At 64.1% G+C, this 20119-nt stretch carries 18 protein-coding genes; 12 read left to right on the top strand and 6 right to left on the bottom strand.

What is annotated here, in order from left to right; genetic code table 11:
- Window positions 1-121 precede the first annotated feature (121 nt).
- The 4 genes from AWB83_RS15235 to AWB83_RS15220 all read right to left on the bottom strand — a co-directional run bounded on the left by AWB83_RS15235 (window position 122) and on the right by AWB83_RS15220 (window position 3180).
- Complete coding sequence (locus tag AWB83_RS15235; protein WP_087046408.1) at window positions 122-1129, bottom strand: LysR family transcriptional regulator; 1008 nt, start codon at window positions 1127-1129, stop codon at window positions 122-124.
- 98 nt (window positions 1130-1227) lie between these two features.
- A complete protein-coding gene (locus AWB83_RS15230) occupies window positions 1228-1635 on the bottom strand; it encodes a cupin domain-containing protein (protein WP_087046407.1) in 408 nt (135 codons plus the stop codon).
- A 38-nt stretch (window positions 1636-1673) separates the two neighbouring features.
- Complete coding sequence (locus tag AWB83_RS15225) at window positions 1674-2153, bottom strand: carboxymuconolactone decarboxylase family protein (RefSeq protein WP_087046406.1); 480 nt, start codon at window positions 2151-2153, stop codon at window positions 1674-1676.
- Window positions 2154-2295: 142 nt separating this feature from the next.
- Complete coding sequence (locus AWB83_RS15220; RefSeq protein WP_087046405.1) at window positions 2296-3180, bottom strand: RNA polymerase sigma-70 factor; 885 nt, start codon at window positions 3178-3180, stop codon at window positions 2296-2298.
- A 456-nt stretch (window positions 3181-3636) separates the two neighbouring features.
- On the opposite strand from AWB83_RS15220, the gene AWB83_RS15215 reads away from it, so the two are divergent.
- The gene (locus AWB83_RS15215; protein WP_087046526.1) at window positions 3637-5013 is read left to right on the top strand and encodes a GntT/GntP/DsdX family permease; all 1377 of its coding nucleotides are present in this window, start codon (window positions 3637-3639) and stop codon (window positions 5011-5013) included.
- A 12-nt stretch (window positions 5014-5025) separates the two neighbouring features.
- Here AWB83_RS15215 and AWB83_RS15210 read toward each other — a convergent pair whose 3' ends face one another.
- On the bottom strand, window positions 5026-5712 hold the full coding sequence (locus tag AWB83_RS15210; protein WP_087046404.1) for a GntR family transcriptional regulator: 687 nt from the start codon (window positions 5710-5712) through the stop codon (window positions 5026-5028).
- A gap of 216 nt (window positions 5713-5928) precedes the next feature.
- Here AWB83_RS15210 and AWB83_RS15205 point away from each other — a divergent pair, with 216 nt between their 5' ends.
- Genes AWB83_RS15205 through AWB83_RS15185 form a run of 5 tightly spaced genes read left to right on the top strand, consistent with a single transcriptional unit; the run spans window position 5929 to window position 11801 of the window.
- Entirely contained in the window at window positions 5929-7227 is a 1299-nt protein-coding gene (locus tag AWB83_RS15205; protein ID WP_087046403.1) for an MFS transporter, read from the top strand.
- Between the two features lie 50 nt (window positions 7228-7277).
- The gene (locus AWB83_RS15200) at window positions 7278-8006 is read left to right on the top strand and encodes a maleate cis-trans isomerase family protein (RefSeq protein WP_087046402.1); all 729 of its coding nucleotides are present in this window, start codon (window positions 7278-7280) and stop codon (window positions 8004-8006) included.
- A gap of 11 nt (window positions 8007-8017) precedes the next feature.
- Entirely contained in the window at window positions 8018-9424 is a 1407-nt protein-coding gene (gene hydA / locus AWB83_RS15195) for a dihydropyrimidinase (protein ID WP_087046401.1), read from the top strand.
- Window positions 9425-9435: 11 nt separating this feature from the next.
- Window positions 9436-10611, top strand: coding sequence for a serine hydrolase domain-containing protein (locus tag AWB83_RS15190; RefSeq protein ID WP_087046400.1), 1176 nt, complete (start codon window positions 9436-9438; stop codon window positions 10609-10611).
- Window positions 10612-10613: 2 nt separating this feature from the next.
- On the top strand, window positions 10614-11801 hold the full coding sequence (locus AWB83_RS15185; protein ID WP_244197744.1) for a serine hydrolase domain-containing protein: 1188 nt from the start codon (window positions 10614-10616) through the stop codon (window positions 11799-11801).
- Between the two features lie 2 nt (window positions 11802-11803).
- On the opposite strand, the gene AWB83_RS15180 is transcribed toward AWB83_RS15185, so the two are convergent.
- Window positions 11804-12958: an aldose epimerase family protein gene (locus AWB83_RS15180; protein WP_087046399.1), complete on the bottom strand. Its 1155-nt coding sequence runs from the start codon at window positions 12956-12958 to the stop codon at window positions 11804-11806.
- 130 nt (window positions 12959-13088) lie between these two features.
- Here AWB83_RS15180 and AWB83_RS15175 point away from each other — a divergent pair, with 130 nt between their 5' ends.
- The 6 genes from AWB83_RS15175 (at window position 13089) to AWB83_RS15150 (ending at window position 20104) form a co-directional block, all read left to right on the top strand.
- On the top strand, window positions 13089-13289 hold the full coding sequence (locus tag AWB83_RS15175; RefSeq protein ID WP_087046398.1) for a hypothetical protein: 201 nt from the start codon (window positions 13089-13091) through the stop codon (window positions 13287-13289).
- A 261-nt stretch (window positions 13290-13550) separates the two neighbouring features.
- On the top strand, window positions 13551-16160 hold the full coding sequence (locus AWB83_RS15170) for a PAS domain-containing hybrid sensor histidine kinase/response regulator (RefSeq protein ID WP_087046397.1): 2610 nt from the start codon (window positions 13551-13553) through the stop codon (window positions 16158-16160).
- A 56-nt stretch (window positions 16161-16216) separates the two neighbouring features.
- The gene (locus tag AWB83_RS15165; RefSeq protein WP_087046396.1) at window positions 16217-16804 is read left to right on the top strand and encodes a peroxidase-related enzyme; all 588 of its coding nucleotides are present in this window, start codon (window positions 16217-16219) and stop codon (window positions 16802-16804) included.
- A gap of 33 nt (window positions 16805-16837) precedes the next feature.
- Window positions 16838-17731, top strand: a complete 894-nt coding sequence (locus AWB83_RS15160; RefSeq protein ID WP_087046395.1) for a LysR substrate-binding domain-containing protein — start codon at window positions 16838-16840, stop codon at window positions 17729-17731.
- 93 nt (window positions 17732-17824) lie between these two features.
- The gene (locus AWB83_RS15155) at window positions 17825-18574 is read left to right on the top strand and encodes an SDR family NAD(P)-dependent oxidoreductase (protein WP_087046394.1); all 750 of its coding nucleotides are present in this window, start codon (window positions 17825-17827) and stop codon (window positions 18572-18574) included.
- A 201-nt stretch (window positions 18575-18775) separates the two neighbouring features.
- Window positions 18776-20104 (top strand): MFS transporter, encoded by a 1329-nt coding sequence (locus AWB83_RS15150; protein WP_087046393.1) that lies wholly within the window; start codon window positions 18776-18778, stop codon window positions 20102-20104.
- The last annotated feature ends 15 nt before the right edge of the window (window positions 20105-20119 follow it).

Below are 20119 nucleotides of genomic sequence, written 5' to 3'. Positions count from 1 at the left end.
TGCACGGCGCGTCCGGGGTGCACTGCACGACACGCGAACCTGTCGTACGTGATGCATCGTAGGCGTGCGCACACGCGTCCGGTAGCCTCGCAACCGGACGCGCCGTGTTGCCTTCAATGCATCAATCGGCGCTGACAAAATGCGGCGCGCTCGCGCTGGCGATGGACGTCGTCAGGCAATGCAGATCGAGCGCGCGCGTATGCTCCGTCATGTAATCGACGAATACCCGCACCCGCGCGGGCAGATGCTTGCGGCTGAGATAGCAGAGATAGTGGCCGCCATCGTCCGGCGCATGTTGCGCGAGACACATGACGAGGCGCCCGGCCTTGAGCGGGTCGCACACCATGTATGCGGGCAGTTGCGCGATGCCCTGCCCGCCGAGCACGGCCTGCAGCATCAGATCGATGTCGTTGAAAATCTGCCGCGTGGCGGGCGAACGTTTCTGCGGCAGACCGTCGACCTTAAACTCCCAGTCGGCGATGCGCCCGGCGGATGTGCGGAAGCCGATGCAGCGATGCCGGTCGAGGTCGTCGACGTGGCGCGGCAAGCCATGCTCGCGCGCATACCCGGGCGACGCGCAGAGGACCATCTGCATTGGAATCAGCTGCTTCGCGACGACTTCGCTGTCTTCCATGTGACCGTCGCGAAACGCCACGTCGATGCGCTCCGCGGTGAAATCGCAGGGCCGGTCGTTGAGCAGCAGCTCGAGCGCGATGTCGGGATAGCGCGCATTGAAACCGGACAGCAGCGGCGCCACGACCTTGCGGCCAAAGCCCGGCGCCGACGCGATGCGCAAATGTCCGCTCGGCGGCCCATTGCGCAGCTCGCGCATGTCTTCGAGCGCCTGCACGATGCGCTCCACGCCCGGCTGGCAATTCTTGTAGAAGAGCTCGCCCTCGCGCGTCAGCGACGTGCTGCGCGTGGTGCGTAGAAAGAGTCGCGCGTCGAGTTGCGCTTCGAGCTTCTGCACGTTGCGGCTGACGGCGGAACGGCCGATGCCCAGGCGATCGCTCGCTTTCGCGAAGCTGCCTTCGTTGGCAACGGCCAGAAATGCAACGACGCCCGCATAGCTCGTGACAAAGCTGTATGCGAGCGAATCGTCGGAGTGAGATGCAAGGTCAAGTGGCATGGCGGCGCTGAACGTAGTGGCTCTATCCCACAAGACGTTTGCGCCGCACCCTTTGTGACACGCAAGACGGAATTTTTTTGCGAATCTCGCTGTCGCCCCTATTTGACCGGCGTCAGCACGGGCTTGCCCTTGTCCTTCAACAACAGGACGATGAACTTCGCGCGCTTCGTGCTGCTCGCATTGCGGCCGACGGTGTGAATGTCGTCAGGGCCCTCATAAAAGGTCTCGCCCGGCTTGAGCGTCACTTCCTTGCCGCCCCGAAGCTGCATGACGATCGTGCCTTCGACGACATAGACGAACGCGTGCGCATCGTGACGATGCACCGGATCCACCGCGCCCGGCGGATATTCCACGCTGATCATCAACGCTTCCTTGCCCGGATATTCGGGCAGCGGCTTCGTCACGAGCTCCGTGACGATCGCTTGCGGCGCGGCGTGCGCCTCATTCGCGACGAGCGCCGCACATCCGACGGCGAGCGCCAGTCCCACGCGCTTGATGCTCTGCATGAACCCTTCTCCCTCGATCGAATGACGGCGCCTCCGCATTACGACAGGTTTGCCTTATCGAGGCCGAACGCCTTGTCGGCCGTACCCGGCACCGTCCGGAACGCGACGTTGGCGCGGTTCCAGCCGTTGATCTCCATGATGGCGTAGGTCAGGTCGGACAGCTCCTGGTCGGAAAACTGCTCATGCACGCGCTCGTAGAGTTCGTCGGGCACGCCATGCTCGGGGATGTGCGTCAGCACCTCGGTCCAGGCGAGTGCGGCGCGTTCGCGCGGCGAGAAGAGCGTCGATTCACGCCAGATCGCGACGTGATGCGTGCGCAGTTCGCGCTCGCCGTGAATCTTCGCTTCCTTGACGTGCATGTCGACACAGAACGCGCAACCGTTCATCTGCGACGCCCGAAGCGTTACGAGATCCCGGGTCGACTGCTCGATCGAGCATTCCTTGACGGCCCCGCTGAACTCATAGAACTTCTTGAACAGTTCGGGCGATTGCTGAACATAGTTGATTCGCTGCGTCATGATGGCTCCATCCGTTGTTGGAAAGGTCGGGCCGACGGTTCACGTGCGGCATGGATGTCATCGTAGGTTTGCGCAGCGTGCGCCGGTAGACCCGCGAACGTGAGCACGCTGTTGCCTCGCGCGCACCAATCGCTTCGAAAACCTATCGCGCGCCGCCATGACGGGCCGCGATGCGCGCGAGCTTCGCCGGGTTGCGCTGCACCTGTATGCCCACGATGCGATCGCCCTCGAACTCGTACGACTGCGCGGATTCGAGCCGGCCTTCGATGAAGCGCAAGAGCGCCCATTCTCCGTTGAGCATGACGAGTTCGAGATGCACGCCCTTTCCATAACGTAGAAATGCCGCATAGAAGAGTTGCGCGATGCGCCGTCCGCCGAGCAGCGGCTTCGGGAAGCTCGGCACGCGTCCGCCGCCGTCGCCGACGAGTGCCGCGTCATCGGCGAGCATTGCGTGAATCGCCGCGAAATCGCCATGCTCGACCGCGTGCGCGAACGCGTGCAACAGGCGCCGATGAATCTCGCGCGAAACCGAACGACGCGGACGCTCTTCGCGCAATTGCGCTTTCGCGCGGCTCACGAGCTGGCGGCATGCGGCCTCCGTCCTGCCGATGATGCTCGCGATCTCCGGATAGTCGGCATCGAAGACTTCGCGCAGCAGGAACGCCGCGCGCGCTTCGGGCGTGAGGCGTTCGAGCAGCATCAGGAAAGCGACGGAGACATCGTCCGCGCGCTCCGTCACTTCCTCGGGCGTCGCGGGCGGCTCGGTGATCTGCGGCTCGGGCAGCCAGATGCCCGCGTAATGTTCGCGCTGTATCTTCGCGGCGCGCAGGCGATCGATCGAATGACGCGTGGTGACGGCGACGAGCCACGCCTCCGCGTTCTCGATGGCTTCGCGCGCGGCCGCGTGCCAGCGCAGCCACACGTCCTGCACGATGTCCTCCGCTTCGGCCACCGAGCCGAGCATGCGATACGCGATGCCCTGCAAACGAGGGCGCAAGCGGTCGAATTCGCGCGTGGCGTCATCCATGAAAACCACTCCTCCTTCGCGAGAAATACGGCGATTTGAAAGCTGCGCAAAAGGTGATCGTATTTTACGCACACGCACATGAAGTGTTGATCGCTATCGGCGTCCCCAAAGATAGGAATAATGCAGCCGTTGCCACGCAAGTCGATCTGGGATGCACGCGCTTCGGCGGCGCCGACCGACCTGCATGCGTCATGCAATGTACAAAACGCAAAGCACCGCTTCGCATGCAAAACGCAAAGTGCAAAATGCCAGCCGGAAGCGAAGCCAGCCTGAGAGCACGCGACTCGCGGACAGTCCGTTTTTGACCGTCGCGGAGAAAAGTGCTATTACGACGGGGCTTCGCGTCCCGCGTGTGTCACGCGAATGACATGCGCGGCATGCGAAGACAACCGCGCTGCGAAAGCAACCCGTAATGGCATCGGCATCCCCGCCGATTCGCATCAGAACAAGGTCACCGTGAATCCAACAACAACCCTCGCTCCCTGGTCCGCCCACGACACTCAACTTCTGATCGCCTGCGCGCTCGGTCTCGCGATCATCATCGTTTCCATCAGCGTGCTGAAGCTCGCGCCGTTCCTGTCCATCCTGGTGGGCACGTTCGCGGCGGGCTTCGCCGCGCATCAACCGCTCGAAGCGATCGCGCAGGCGTTCAGCAAGGGCGCGGGCGCGCTGCTCGGCGACGTCGGCATCATCATCGCGCTCGGCGCCATGCTCGGCGCGCTGATGGCCGAATCCGGCGCGGCCGACCGGCTCGTCACCACATTGCTCGATCATTCGACGCCGCGCCGCCTGCCGTGGATGATGGCGTTCGTCGCGATCATCGTCGGCCTGCCGCTGTTCTTCGAAGTCGGTCTCGTGATGATGGTGCCGATCATCTTCGTGATGGCGCGCCGCGCGAAGCAGCCGATCCTGCGCATCGCGATTCCGGCGCTCGCCGGCATGACGACGCTGCACGCGCTGCTGCCGCCGCATCCCGGCCCGCTGATCGCGGTGAGCGCGCTGCATGCCGATCTCGGCCTGACGCTCGGCCTCGGCCTCATCGTCGCGCTGCCCGCCGTGATTCTCGCGGGGCCGCTCTACGGGATGTGGCTTTCGAAGCGCCTGCACGTCGAAGAGCCCGAGGAAATGGGCAAGCTGTTCACCGCGCACCAGGACGGCGCATCGACGCCGGGCTTCGCGATCTCGCTCGTGACGATTCTGCTTCCCGTCGTGATGATGCTCGGCCGCACGGTCGCCAAGCTCGCGCTCACGAAGGACACGCTGCTGTACGACACGCTCGATTTCGTCGGCGAGCCGCTCGTGGCGCTGGCGCTGACCGTGCTCTTCGCCATCGTGATGCTCGGCTGGTCGCGTGGCATGGCGCGTGATCGCGTGGGCGGCATCCTGCGCAAGAGCCTGCCGCCGATCGCAGCGCTGCTGCTCACGATCGGCGCGGGCGGCGGCCTGAAGCAGATGCTCGTCAACGCGGGCATCAGCGCGACCATCGGCAAGATCGCGGTCGGCACGCATTTGCCCCTGATCCTGCTCGCCTGGCTGATCGCGGTCGCGTTGCGCCAGGCGACGGGCTCGGCGACCGTCGCCACGACGACGACCGCGGGCATCGTCGCGCCCGTCGTGAGCGGACTCACGGCGACGCACAATTCGCTGCTGGCGCTCGCGATCGGCGCGGGGTCCGTGTTCTTCTGCCACGTCAACGACGCGGGATTCTGGATGGTGCGGGAGTACTTCGGGCTGAATCTCAAGCGCACCGTTGCGGTGTGGTCGGTGCTGCAGACGATCGTATCGGTGGTGGGACTCGTGCTGACGCTTGTCTTGTGGAGCGTGTTGACGTAAGGGCCGGGGCTTCTAACCCGATGCTTCCTCGCGCGCGAGATCGCCGATCCTGGCGGCGGATGCATCGCCCTTTGCGCGCTCGAGCACGGCGAGCACCTCGCGCGCCGTGTTTTCCGAATGCTCGCGCAGGATCTCGGGCAAGCCTTCATGGGCAGGATCCTCGAGCGCGGCGAGAATCGCCTCGTGCTCGCTGGCGGACTCGGCCCAGCGCAGCGTGTCCGCGTTGGCCGCGCCGCGCGCCCGATGCACCTTCGACATCAACGTCGAATAGACGCTCGCGAGCACGGGGTTGTCGGCGGCATCGACGATCATCTGGTGGATCTGCTGATTCAGCTTGAAGTACTCGACGCGCTTGCCGGCGTCGTGGCACTCCACCATGCGCCGATGCTTCGCCGCGATCGCCCCGACTTCCGTATTCGTGATGCGCTTTCGCACCAGCTCGCCCGCCATCGCTTCGAGGCCGTGAAGCAGTTCGAAGGTGGCGGCGAGATCGTCGAGATCGATCTCCGCGACGCGATACCCGATGTACTGCCGATGCGTCACGCGCCCCTCCGACACCAGCACCTTCAGCGCCTCGCGCAACGGCGTCTTCGACACGTCGAACGCGGCGCTCAGTTCCTTTTCGTCGATACGCGCGCCAGGCGGCAATTCGCCCTCGTCGATCATGACGCGCAGGCGCGCGGCAATCTCCGCAGCCATGCCGCGGGTGCGCAAAAGAAGGGGGCTTCTGGTGGTCTGGTTCATCGCAGTGCAAGCTTATCACGATCTTGGTGAAAACCCTGCACCGTGATCGTGCAGATTAAATTTCAATAAAACCAAGCGTTTACACTGTTTGTAATTATAAATTTCTAATCCTATACTCTGTCCAACGTTGCGCGACGTCACGAAAACATCCGCCTATCCAGGAGCTCGTTCATGTCTTCAACATCCGGTGTTGCCGCAATGACGGTGGGCAAATCCACCGTCCGCTGGAAGATTTTCGTCGTCATGCTGAGCCTCATCTCGATCAACTACATCGACCGTGCGTCGCTGTCGGTCGCGATGCCGCTCATTTCCAAGGAGTTCGATATCGGCCCGGCGATGGAGGGGCTCATCCTCTCCTCGTTCTTCTGGACCTACGCGGTCATGCAGATTCCCGGCGGCATGCTGGCCGACCGCTTCAAGCCGCGCGTCGTGATCGCAGCCGCCACCGTGTTCTGGGGCTTCTTCCAGGCGATCGCGGCCGTCTGCACGAACGCGCCCAGCCTGCTGCTCACGCGTCTGGGACTCGGCGCATCCGAAGCGCCGATCTACCCGGCGGGCGGCAAGCTCAACGCAATCTGGATGACGCAGACCGAGCGCGGCCGCGGCGCCACATTGCTCGACGGCGGCGCGCCGCTCGGCGCGGCACTGGGCGCGATCCTGATCACCGGCCTGATCGCGATGCTCGGCTCATGGCGGCTCGCGTTCGCCGTGGCGGGCATCGGCACGGTGCTCGCCGGGATCCTCGCCTGGTTTTATGTACGCAATACACCACGCGAGCATCCGGGCGTAAACGAGCTCGAAGCGGCCTATATCGAGGAGTCGCACGCTCGCGACGCCGCCGCCGAGCCGGCCTCGCTCTCCGGCCGCACGCGCGATTTCTTCAAGTACCGCTCGGTGTGGTGCATGTTCTTCGGCTGGATGTGCTTCAACAGCGTGTTCTATGGCCTGCTCACGTGGATGCCCAACTACCTGCACATGGTCCACGGCTTCGACATCAAGCAGATGGGCGGATCGAGCTTCATCATTTTCTTCAGCGGCTTCATCGGCGAGCTGATCGGCGGCTGGATCGCGGACAAGTGGAAGGCCGCGGGCGGACGTCCGAATGTCGTGATGCGCACGCTGTTCGGCATCGCGGCGATCATCGCGACCGTGTCGATCTTCTCGGTGGCGTATGTGACGAATGCGGTCGCGGTCGTCGCCCTGCTCTCGTCGACGCTGTTCTTCCTGCGCTGGTGCGGCCTCTACTGGTGCATTCCGTCGTCGCTCGGCACGCGCAACAAGATCGGCTTTCTCGGCGGCTTCATGAATCTCGGCGGCAATATCGGCGGCGTCGCGGTGCCGATCATCGTCGGCGGGATCGTGCAGTTCACGCACTCCTACTTCCTCGCGCTGATGTTTTTCGCGGTGGCCGGCATCGGCTTGCTCGTGTGCTCCAGCGCCATCGATTACGAAAAGAAGATTCCCGTTTAAGCGGGACTCGTGCCGGAACGCTTCTCTCAATCAACATTAGAGACACCCCGATGAAAAAACGCACCTTGCTCGGCATGCTCACCCCTTCGTCCAACACGTCGCTCGAACCGCTGACGAGCGCCATGGTCTCGGGCCTGCCCGGCGTCTCCGCGCATTTCGCGCGCTTTCCGGTGACGGAGATCTCGCTCTCCGATCAGGCGCTCGGCCAGTTCGACGATTCCAAGATCCTGCAGGCGGCCCAACTGCTCGCCGATGCGAAAGTGGACGTGATCGCCTGGAACGGCACCTCCTCCGGCTGGCTCGGCTTCGAATCCGATGAACGCCTGTGCCGCCGCATTACGGAAGCGACCGGCATCCCCGCCACGACTTCCGTTCTCGCACTCAACGAGATCCTGAAGAAAACGAACGCGCGCGAGTTCGGTCTCGTCACGCCGTATCTCGACGACGTGCAGGAGAAGATCATCGCGAACTATCGCAGCGAGGGATTGAACTGCATCGCCGAGCGGCATCTGAACCTGAAGGTCAACTTCTCCTTCTCCGAGGTCCAGCCCGACGAGATCCGCCGCATGGTGCGCGAAGTCGCGAAGGACAAGCCGCGCGCCATCTCCATCTTCTGCACGAACCTGAACGCCGCGCATCTCGTGCCCGAGCTGGAGGAAGAAACGGGCATTCCGATCTACGACACCATCACGACCGTCGTGTGGAAATCGCTGCAACTGGCCGATTACGACACGCGCAGCGTCAAGGGGTGGGGCCGCCTCTTCAGCGAAGTCATCTGAGGGGACATGTCATGTCGAACGATCTCGATTTCGTGATTCGTCACGCCGACGTCGTCACCGCGTCGGACCGTTTTTCGTGCGACATCGGCATTCGCGACGGCCGCGTGGCGATGCTCGGGCAAGGCCTGCCCGGCGCGCCGCGCGAGCTCGATGCGAGCGGGATGCTGGTGCTGCCGGGCGGCGTCGACGGCCACTGTCATCTCGATCAGCCGATGCCCGACGGCCTGCGCATGGCCGACGACTTCCTCTCCGGCACGCGCTCCGCGTTGTGCGGCGGCACGACCACGGTGATTCCGTTCGCGGCGCAGGCCAAGGGGCAATCGCTGCAGGCCGCGGTCGATGACTATCACAGCCGTGCGGAAGGACGCGCGCTGATCGATTACGGCTTTCACCTGATCGTCGCCGATCCGACGCCGCACGTGCTCGCGCAAGAGCTGCCGCGACTCATCAGGAACGGCTACACGTCGTTCAAGGTCTACATGACCTACGACGATCTGAAGCTCAACGACCGTCAGATGCTCGACGTGCTCACCGTCGCTCGCGAGCATGGCGCGCTCGTGATGGTGCACGCGGAGAACTCGGACTGCATCGGCTGGCTGACCGAACGTCTGCTGGGCAAGGGACTTCATGCGCCGCATGCGCATGCGCTCGCGCGGCCGGCGGTCGTCGAACGCGAGGCGACGCATCGCGCAATCGCGTTCGCGGAACTCGTCGACGTGCCGATTCTCATCGTGCACGTATCAGGCGCGGATGCGATCGAGCAGATTCGCTGGGGCCAGTCGCGCGGGCTGCCGATTCTCGCGGAGACATGTCCGCAATACCTGTACTTGACCGCCGATGATCTCGGCCATGGCGAATACGAAGGCGCGAAGTGCGTATGCAGTCCGCCGCCGCGCGATCCCGCCGATCAGAACGCGGTGTGGAAGGCGCTGCGTCAGGGCGTGTTTTCGATTGTCTCGTCGGATCATGCGCCGTTTTCATACGACGATCCGCAGGGCAAGAAGCCGGGCGGCAAGGAAGTATCGTTCGATCACATTCCGAATGGCATTCCCGGACTCGAGACACGCCTGCCGCTGCTCTTCAAGGGCGTGAAGGAAGGACGCATCTCGCTGCATCAGTTCGTCGAGCTGACCTCGCTCGCGCCCGCGAAGCTCTATGGCCTGTATCCGAGAAAAGGCACGATCGCGGTGGGCGCGGATGCGGACATCGTGGTGTGGGACCCGGAGAAGCGCGTGACGATCGCCAACGCGTCGCTGCATCACGCGGTCGATTACACGCCTTATGAAGGGATCGAAGTGAGCGGATGGCCGCGGCATTGCTTCTCGCGCGGCGAACTGCTTGTCGAAGACGGCAGGCTCCTGAACGTGCAAGCGGGACGCGGACGCTTTCTGCCCGCAGGCAAACCGAATCTCGACTGAAGGAGCAAGCGATGAAGCTGGTTTTGGCTTCAATGGCGGCGGCGCTGGTCTGCGTCACCGCGCAGGCGGCGGGCAGTGCGTCGAAGGACATGCCGACGGTCGTTCCCGAGTCCATCGGCGTAGATTCGGCGCCGCTCGTGCGCATGTCGGAATGGATACGCATGGACAGGATGGACGTGCGCAGCCTCGTCGTCGTGAAGGACGGCAAGATCGTCTTCGAACGCTATGGCGACGGTCTCACGCGCGACAACAACTATGAGCTCTACTCCGTCACGAAGACGATCACGTCGCTGCTGGTCGGCGTACTCGAAGGCGAAGGCAGGCTGAGCCCCGTGACGAAGGTTGCGCCGCTCATCGCCCGCGCGCGGCCCGATCTCGCGGCGCAACTCGCGGACAAGCAGGACATCGAGCTTCGTCATCTGATGTCGATGTCGAGCGGCCTCAGCTATCAGACGCGCGAAGGCACCGATCCGCTCTACTACGGCGCGCCGGATCGCCTGCGCGTCGCGGTGACGGCGCGAGCCGCGAAGACGCCCGGCGCGGACTTCGATTACATCGACGTGAATCCGGTGCTGGTCGGCACGGCGGTCAGCGTGGCCGCGCACGAACCGGAGGACCGCTTCGCTCAGAAGAAGCTCTTCGAGCCGCTCGGCATGTCGCATTACCACTGGACCGGCGTCGATCAGACCGGGGCTGTCGCGGGCGGCTGGGGCTTGCGGTTGCGCGCCGTCGACATGGCGAAGATCGGCATGCTGATGCTCGACAACGGCCGCTGGCAAGGCAGGCAAGTCGTGCCGCAGGCATGGATCAGGCAGATGACGACGCCCTCGCCCGCTGCCGCCGATTACGGCTACTACTGCTGGATTCAGCATGTGGTCGAGAAGGGACAGCCCGAATTCGGCGCGATGGGCTTCAAAGGGCAGTTCATCACGGTGCTGCCGAAACAACATGCGGTCGTGGTGATGACGAGCCTGCTGCCCACCGATGGCGGCTTGCGCGACGCCACGTATCTCAATCAATACCGTCGCATGGTGAACGATTTCATCCTGCCCGCGCTGACGCCGGCGACGCGTCCGGTCGTCACGGCCGCGAAGACCCAGGCGCTGAAGGAAGAACTCGAGCGCAGCAACAAGACACAGGGCGTGCCCGGCACGGCGGCCGCATTCAACGACGCACCCGAGATCTGAACATGAAATCACGTTTGTTGCTCAATTGCATCGCGCCGGCCATCGCCGTCATGTCGCTCGCAAGCGCGCATGCGGCCGCACCGCTTCACGAAGCGGGCCTGACGCAGGCATCGCCGGAAGATGCGGGCGTCGACTCGCGCCAGCTCGTGCACCTGTCGCAACGAATTCGCGAGCAGAAGCTCGATGTCTACAGCCTCCTCGTCGTGAAGGACGGCAAGCTGATCTTCGAGCGTTACGGCGCGGGCGCATCGCGCGATTCGAACTACGAGCTGTATTCGGTCACGAAGTCGGTGACGTCGATGGTCGCGGGCATTCTCATCGGCCAGGGCAAGGTCAGTCTCGACGATTCGGTCGCGACGAAGCTCGGCGCATGGCGTCCCGATCTGCGCGCCGATTTCGCCGACAAGCGCAACGTCGAGCTGAAGCACGTGCTCTCGATGTCGAGCGGTCTGCACTATGACTTCAAGCCGAAGGACGACCCGATCTACTATGCCGCGCCGGATCGCCTGAAGCTCGCCGCCGAAACGAATCCCAAGGCCGCGCCCGGCTCGGAGTTCGAATACACGGACATCAATCCGATCCTCGCCGCCGCGATGCTGAGCGCCGCCGCGCACGAACCCGTCGAACGCTACGCGCAGGCGAATCTGTTCGGCCCGCTCGGCATGAAGCACGCGGTGTGGGAGCGCGCCGACCGCTCGGGCCTCGTCTCGGCGGGATGGGGCTTGCGTCTGCGCGCCGTCGACATGGCGAAGATCGGCATGCTCGTGCTCGATCATGGCCGCTGGCAGGGCCGCCAGGTCGTGCCGCGGCAATGGATCGCGCAGATGACCTCGCCCGGCGTCGCGCCGTACTTCGGCTACTACTGGTGGATCAACAACATCGTGCAGAGCGAGCCGGAATTCGACGCGATGGGCTTCAAGGGGCAATTCATCACGGTGCTTCCACAACGCAACACGGTGATCGTGATGACGAGCGTGATGTCCATCGACGGCGGCCTGCGCGATGCGAAGAACCTGCAAACGTTCCGGCGGATGGTGAACGACTACGTGATTCCCGCGCTCGACAACGCGGACCAAGCGCGACCATCGACGGAGCGCCGCGCGGCCTTGCAGCATGAGCTCGACATCAGCGCGCACACACAGGGCGTGCCCGGCACGCAGGTGGACCCGACCGATCTGCCCAAGCTCTGAAGCTAGCGCACGCCGAACTTCCAGACAGTGACTTCGTGATACTCGTCGCCGGGCCTGAGCTCGGTCGACGGAAACGTCGCGTGATTCGGCGAGTCAGGGAAATGCCCGGTTTCGAGCGCGAAGCCATCCGTCTGCCGGTAAGCCATGCCCGACTTGCCGATGGCGCTGCCATCGAGTCCGTTGCCCGTGTAGAACTGCAGGCCCGGTTGCGTCGTGTAGACATTGAGCACGCGGCCGCTGGACGGATCGTAGGCGCGCGCAGCGAAGCCCGGCTCGCCATCGCGCTGGTTGTTCTTGTTGAGCTTCCAGTTCTGGTCGTAGCCGCGCGCATGGCGCATCTGCTGAAACGATGAACGCAGCCGCGCGCCGATCGGCGTCAGTGCGCGCAAATCGAGCGGCGTGTTCTCGACACTCGCGATCTCGCCGGTCGGAATCGAATCGGGGCGCGTCGGCGTATAGCTCGATGCTGCGATCAGGATCAGTTGCCCTTCGACGCTGCCGCTGCCCTCGCCGGCAAGATTGAAGTAGCTGTGATTCGTGAGATTCACGACGGTCGGCTTGTCCGTCTTCGCGCGATAGTCGATGCGCAGTTCGTTCTCGTCCGTGAGCGTGTAGGTGACGTCCACGGTGAGCTTGCCCGGGAAGCCGTTTTCTCCGTCCGGGCTCACATAGCGAAGCTGAACGCCCGCGCCCTGCGCGCCCTCGAACGTGCGGACCACGCTCCACACTTTCTCGTCGAAACCATGCGGGCCGCCGTGCAGCGTGTTGGGCGGCTCGTTGACCGGCAGCTTGTAGCTGCGCCCATCGAGCTGAAACTGCCCGTTCGCGATGCGGTTCGCATAGCGGCCGATCAAGCCGCCGAAATGGATCTTGCCGTTGAACTTCTCATAGTCGGCGAGCGAGCCGAAGCCCAGCACGATATCCGCGCGACGTCCGCGCCGGTCCGGCACCTCGAGCCGGGTCACGATGCCGCCGTAGCTAATGCAGCTCATCGTCACGCCGCGCGCGTTCGACAGCGTGTACTGGACCACTGCCTGCCCCTGCTGCGTCGCGCCATAGGGCCCGGACGCGATCGACGCCGCGCCGGCGCAAAGCGGAGCGACGAGCACGCAGGAAGCGGCGGAAATTCGCAACAGCGCGTTTTGCGAAAACTTCATGGCGATATGAAGAGGAAATCGTTCGGGATGGCCATTTGCATCGCACATCGTTGAGCGGCATGAGCATCGCCTATGCCTGGCCTTGCTGCCGGGCACGCCTCATGCGAGCTGAATCGTCGAGCCAGTTCTCATGAATGACGACACGGAGGACATCATGTCCGAGCAAACAGATCGCCTGACGCCCCCTAAGCAAACACTCGAGGATCCGAACGTTGCGGATCGCCGCCTCTCCGAGGAGCAGATGCGTGGGATGAAGAGCGAGCCCGATCCGCCCGAGCCCGGGAAGAAAGGCAAGCTGCCGGATCCGGTGGAGGTCGGAGAAGCGGGCTGATGCCAGGAAGCCGCCCTTCCCGGTCACGATGAGCACGGTTTCGTTAGAACAATTCCTGTACAACGCATACAAAATACGACCGATATGACACGCGTGACTTCGGCACGCCCGGTCGACGACCGGCCTGCAAGCGATCAAAGGACGCGATGCTTTCCCGCAGCGTTTCCGCTTGGCTTTGTTGTATGGTATCCCTAAGCTATCGCAGCGTTCGATGCCGCGCTCGGCGAGGCGTCTTACCGAAATAAGCAAGCAAGGACGCCCATGTACGATCCTGCTCATTTTTTGCCGTCGTTCGTGTGGCGCGCGGCGCGCGACGGCGTCATCCAGTACGCGAATCCGTGGGCCTGCCGCTATCTCGGCATCCCTTTTCCGGAGCTGGTGGGGCGGCACTGGAAAGCTTTCGTTCAACCCGACGACATCCCTCCGGTTCTCGATGCGCTGCGGCAGATGCGCGACGGCACGCTGCTGCGCAACGTCGACGTGCGCCTGCTGCGCGCCGACGGCGCCTTTCGCTGGCACACGCTGCATCTGCAGGCGCGACGCGACGAGCAAGGACAGATCGCCGATACGGTCGGCGTCGCCATCGACATTCACGAGTGCCGTCACGCGTGGGCCCTGTACGAAGCGAGCGAGCGGCGCCTGCAGGCGGCCTTCGCGGGCGCACGCATGGGCGCCTGGGAATGGGACATGAAAACGCGCGTCGTGCGCATGACCGCGCAGCTCGCCGCACTGTATTCGTTTCCGCCCGGCACCGAAGCTGTCCTGTTGTCGGAAGTATGGGACCGCGTCGCACCCGAATATCGCGAGCCCTTTCAGCGCAAGCTCACGGAAGCATTGCGCGACGGCGGTCCCTTCGAGTTCGATTTCGTGCTCGAACCCGATCCGGGCACGCGCCGCTGGCTGCGCATGCGCGGGCATCCCGAGTTCGACGGTCACGGCGTGCTCACGCGCGTCTATGGCGTGAGCTTCGACATCAGCACGCAACGCGCCGACGAAGAACGCCTGAGCCTTTCCGAGCGGCGTTATCGCGCGCTCGTCGAATCGACGGGCGCGCTCGTCTGGTCCGCCGATGCGAACGGCGAGATCCGTCCCTCGGGCGGCGAATGGGAGAAGTTTACGGGCATGTCGCCGGAGGCGCTGTCCGGCTGGGGCTGGCTCGAATACATTCACCCCGACGATCGCGAACGCACGCATCAGGCATGGCTCGAGGCCTTGCAGCAAGGCACCGCGTGCACGCTCACGTTCCGCATGTACCGGCGCGACGGCGTCTATCGCGTGGTGCAGGCGCATGCGGCGCCCCTGTACGACGACAAGGGCAAGCTGCAGGAATGGTTCGGCACGACGACCGACGTCACGCCGCGCTACGAGGCGCAGGCCGCGATCGAAGCCCGCAGCTTGCGGCTCACGGTCGCGATGCAGGCCGCGAACATTCACATCGCGTCGCTGGAGCTCGCGACCTGGACGCTCTTTCTCGAAACCGGCGGCGAGCGTCAGATCCACGAGACCCTCACGTACGAAGCCGCGCTCGCGCGCGTGCACCCCGACGACAGCGCGACGCTCGACCGCTACGTGCGCAGCCTCGCGTCCGGCGAGAATCCCGGCGGCCAATTCGAGTTTCGCGTGCGCAGCCTGCACGGCGAGCAATGGATGCAGGGCAGCGCCCTGCTTCAGCGCAGCAAGGACGGCGAGCCGCTGCGCATCATCGGCAGCGTGATCGACATCACCGAGCGCAAGCACATGGAGCTCATGCTGCGCGAATCGGGGCGCCGCAAGGACGAGTTCCTGGCGATGCTCGCGCACGAGCTGCGCAATCCGCTCGCGCCCTTGCGCACCGCCATCGCGCTTCTGCAGAAGGATCAGGGCGCCGAAGCGCACCCGCGCGACCTCATCGACCTGATGCGCAGGCAGGTCGAGCACATGACGCGCATCGTCGACGACCTGCTCGAAGTCTCGCGCATCACGCAGGGGCGCATCGCGCTGCAGCTCGAACCGATTCTCGTCGGCACGGCGGTGTATCACGCCGTCGAAGCGATCGCGGGCATGGTCGAGGCGCGCTCGCAGACCATTCAGGTCGATGTGTCCGACGCGACCACATGGGTCTGCGGCGACGTCACGCGGCTGTCGCAGATTCTCGTGAACGTGCTGAACAACGCGAGCAAGTACACGCCCGAGCATGGCCGCATCACGGTGATGGCACAGGCCGACGACGACTCCGTATCGATCGTGATCGCCGATACCGGAACCGGCATTTCGCCGAACCTCCTGCCGAAGGTGTTCGAGCTCTTCTCGCAGGGCGAGCGCACGCTCGATCGCTCGAACGGCGGACTCGGCATCGGGCTTTCGCTCGTGAAGAAACTCGTCGAGATGCACAAGGGAACCATCAACGTGCAGAGTCCCGGGCCGGGCCTCGGCACGACGGTGACGATACGGCTGCCGCGGCTGCATTATCACGAACGGCACTCCGCGCTCGCGCTTGCGGAGACGAGCGTGCGCGAAGCACGCTCGACGCTGCGCATACTCATCGTCGACGACAACCGCGACGCCGCCGATTCGCTCGCCATGCTGTGCGAGTCGGAGGGACATGTCGCGCGTGTCGCGTATTCGTCGGCGGAAGCGCTCGAAGCCGCGCCGCTGCTGGCGCCCGATGTGGCGCTGCTCGATATTGGCCTGCCCGACATCGACGGTTACGAACTCGCCCGCCGTCTGCGCCGCAAGGGCGAGACCACGCCCTTGCTGATCGCGATTACCGGGTATGGTCAGGCCGAGGACCGACTGCGCGCGCAGTCGGCCGGCTTCGACTATCACTTCGTGAAGCCCGTCAATGTGGACAGCCTGCTCAAGCTTCTGTCGTCGCTGACGATCACGCGTTGAAGTCCGCGCTCTACAATGGGCGTTCGATCAACCCGCGAACCCACGACGAGGACGCCATGACGAACAAGCCCATCAGCCGTTATCCGGTTCCCGCTCCGCAAGACTGGCCCGACGACATCCGCGCGCGCATACTCGAAGTGCAGGAGAAGGCAGGCTTCGTGCCCAATGTGTTCCTGACGCTTGCGCATCGTCCCGACGAGTTCCGCGCGTTCTTCGCCTATCACGATGCGCTGATGCTGAAGGAAGGCGGCCTCACCAAGGGCGAGCGCGAGATGATCGTCGTCGCGACGAGCGCCGTGAACGATTGTCTCTATTGCGTCGTCGCGCACGGGGCGATTCTGCGCATCTACGAGAAGAACGCGCTTGTCGCGGATCAGGTGGCGGTGAATCATCGCAAGGCGGACATCACGCCGCGCCAGAAGGCCATGCTCGATTTCGCGCTGAAGGTGTGCCGCGCTTCGGGCACCGTCGGCGATGACGACTTCGACACGCTCCGCGCGCACGGCTTCAGCGATGAAGACGTGTGGGACATCGCGGCGATCACGGCGTTCTTCGGGTTGTCGAACCGCATGGCGAACGTCATTTCGATGCGGCCCAACGATGAGTTCTTCCTGATGGGCCGCGTGCCGAAGGAGCCGAAGTAACGCCGCTTCCACGCCACACACGAACCGAAGCCCATGCGCCTTCCTCCGCTGAAATCCATCATTGCGTTCGAGAGCGTGGCGCGCACGAAGAGCGTGAACCGCGCCGCCGACGAACTCGGCCTCACGCCTTCCGCCGTCAGCCATCAGCTGGCGAATCTGGAAAGCATCGTCGGCCGTCCGCTGTTCACGCGGCTCGGACGCGGACTCGTCCTCACGCCCACCGGGACGCAATATCTGTCGGACGTCACCGGCGCGCTCGCCGAACTGAACCGCGCGACCGAGCGCGCGTCGAGCGAAACGTCCGTCGAGATACTGCGGATTCATTCGAGCCCGAGCTTCGGCCTGATGTGGCTGCTGCCGCGTCTCGCGGCGTTTCAGGAAGCAAACGGCGACATTCAGATGAACCTCGCGTGCTCATACGAGGACGTCTCGTTCACGTCCGGCTATTACGACGTCGCGGTGCGACACGGCTATGCGCACTGGACCGATGTCGAAGTGAAGACCTTGCGGCACGAGACCATCGCGCCGCTCGCCGCGCGTGAATATCTGGAACGCTTTCCCGTCGCCTGTCCCGAGGATCTCCTCGAGCGCCGCCTGATCCTCTCTGAAACGCCGCTCGTGCAATGGCAGCAGTGGTTCGGCAAGTTCGGCGTGGCGGTGAAGCGCAAGGCGTTCGACTTTTCCTTCGACCGCTCGTACATGTCGCTCGAGGCCGCCGCGCTCGGCCACGGCATCGCGCTTGAAAGCACGATGCTCGCGTCCGTGCATCTGGAGCGCGGCTCGCTCGTGCCGGTCTTCGGCCGCGAATATGCGGTCGAGGTCGGCGCGCATCATCTGGTTTACCCGAGTCAGAACGCCGGATTGCCGCGCGTCGCCAAGTTCCTCGCGTGGATGGATCAGCAGATCGAGCGCCACGCGAATACCTGAAAATTTCTCAGCAATAGTTGAGCCAAACTGCGTTGATCGTCAGGTCGAAGGCGAAGAAACTGCGTCTACACCGAACAATCAACGGAGACAACGATGTTGCTCGAGAACCAGGTAGTGATCGTCACGGGCGCGGCTTCGGCGCGCGGTATCGGCAAGGCAACGGCGAAGGCGCTCGCGGCGCAAGGCGCGCGGATCGTCGTGCTGGACCTGAAGGAAGCGGATGCGCAAGCCGCCGCGAATGATCTGGGCGAAGGCCATCTCGGCCTTGCCTGCGACGTCACGGATAAAGCCGCGTGCGTGGCAGCCGCCGACGCGACGATCGGGAAGTACGGGCGCATCGACGTGCTCATCAACAACGCGGGCATCACGCAGCCGATCAAGACGATGGAAATCGGCGCGGAGAACTTCGATGCCGTCATCGGCGTGAACCTGCGCGGCACGCTGTACATGTCGCAGGCCGTCATTCCGCAGATGAAAAAACAGAAGAGCGGAAGCATCGTGTGCATGTCGTCGGTGTCGGCGCAGCGCGGCGGCGGCATCTTCGGCGGGCCGCATTACAGCGCGGCCAAGGCCGGCGTGCTCGGTCTCGCCAGGGCGATGGCGCGCGAGCTCGGCCCCGACCGCATCCGCGTGAATTCGATCACGCCCGGCCTCATTCAGACCGACATCACCGGCGACAAGCTCACGCCGGAAATGCGCGCGGACATCATCAGGGGCATTCCGCTCGGACGGCTCGGCGACGCCGCCGATATCGCCAACGCGTGTCTCTTTCTTGCGAGCGATCTGTCGTCGTATCTCACCGGCGTAACGCTCGATGTGAATGGCGGCATGTTGATTCACTGATCGCACGCACGGGCGCACTCGGATCAACCGAGGCGTCACGCCACCGAGCATGAGACCGGAGCGAGGCGCTAAAGCGCCAACCTGGTCGACCGCTGTGCATGGGACCAGAGTAAGGCGCTAAAGCGCCAACTCTGGTCGACCGCTGTGCATGGGACCAGAGTAAGGCGCTAAAGCGCCAACTCTGGTCGACAGGAGACAAGTATGAAATCCAGACTCGCCACACCCGCGGCAACAGCCGAGTTCGCATCGCCCGACGATGCGACCAGCTTCGAAGCAAAGACTTACGCCAAGGTCGGACGCCGCCTCATCCCCTTCCTGATGCTCTGCTATCTCGGCGCGTATCTCGATCGCGTCAACGTCGGCTTCGCCAAGCTGCAGATGCTCAATGACCTGCACTTCTCCGAAACCGTCTACGGCATCGGCGCGGGCATCTTCTTTCTCGGCTACTTCCTCTTCGAAGTGCCGAGCAACGTGATCCTGCATAAAGTGGGCGCGCGCAACTGGCTCGCGCGCATCATGCTGACGTGGGCGGTGATCTCGGCGAGCTTCGTGTTCGTCAAGTCGCCGACGCTCTTCTATGTCCTGCGCTTTCTGCTCGGCGTCGCCGAAGCGGGCTTCGCGCCCGGCGTGATTCTTTACCTGACCTACTGGTTTCCGGCCGCGCGCCGCGCCAAGGCGCTCTCGCTCTTCTTCATGGCGATTCCGCTCGCGGGCATCGTCGGCGGGCCGCTCTCCGGCTACATCATGCATGCATTGCAGGACGTGCATGGCCTCGCCGGATGGAAGTGGCTCTTCATGCTCGAAGCATTGCCTTCGCTCGTTCTCGGCGTCGCGATCCTCTTCTATCTCGACAATGGCATCGCCGGCGCGAAGTGGCTCAGCGACGACGAGAAGGCGCTGCTGAAGGGTAACGTCGAGAAGGACAACGCGCAGACGGTGAAGCACGTGTCGATTCGCTCGTTCATCGCCGACCGCCGCCTGTGGCTGATGGCCGCGATCTACTTCTGCGTCGTGCTCGGCCAGTACGGCCTCACGTTCTGGCTGCCGACCATCGTGCGCCGCACCGGCGTCGCGGATCCGCTGTGGGTCGGCATCCTCACCGCGATTCCCTATCTGTGCGCCATCGTCGCGCTGCCGCTGATCGGCGCGAGCGCGGACAAGCGCCGCGAACGCCGCCTGCATCTCGCGATCCCGATGCTCGTGTCCGCGGCCGGCTTCGCCACCTTGCCGATGCTGGGCAGCGTGGGCGCTTCGATCATCTGCGTGAGCATCGCGGCAGCCGGCATTCTCGCGTCGTCGTCGCAATTCTGGTCGCTGCCGACCGCGGTGCTCGGCGGCATGTCGGCGGCGGCGGGCATCGCGGCCGTGAACTGCTTCGCCAATCTCGCGGGCTTCTTCTCGCCGGCGATAGTCGGCTGGCTCAACGACCTCACGGGCAAATCGACCGCGGGTCTGATCTTCATTTCGGTGGCGGTCGTGCTGGGCGCGGTGCTGGTGTTCTTCGTGCCCGCGAAGACCGTCAATCGCTGAAACCAATTCACTCAA

Origin of the sequence: Caballeronia ptereochthonis (assembly GCF_001545075.1) — a bacterium.
GTDB classification, from domain to species: domain Bacteria; phylum Pseudomonadota; class Gammaproteobacteria; order Burkholderiales; family Burkholderiaceae; genus Caballeronia; species Caballeronia ptereochthonis.
Note: the sequence above shows the minus strand (reverse complement) of the source record. Positions and strands in the feature narration are given on the sequence as shown.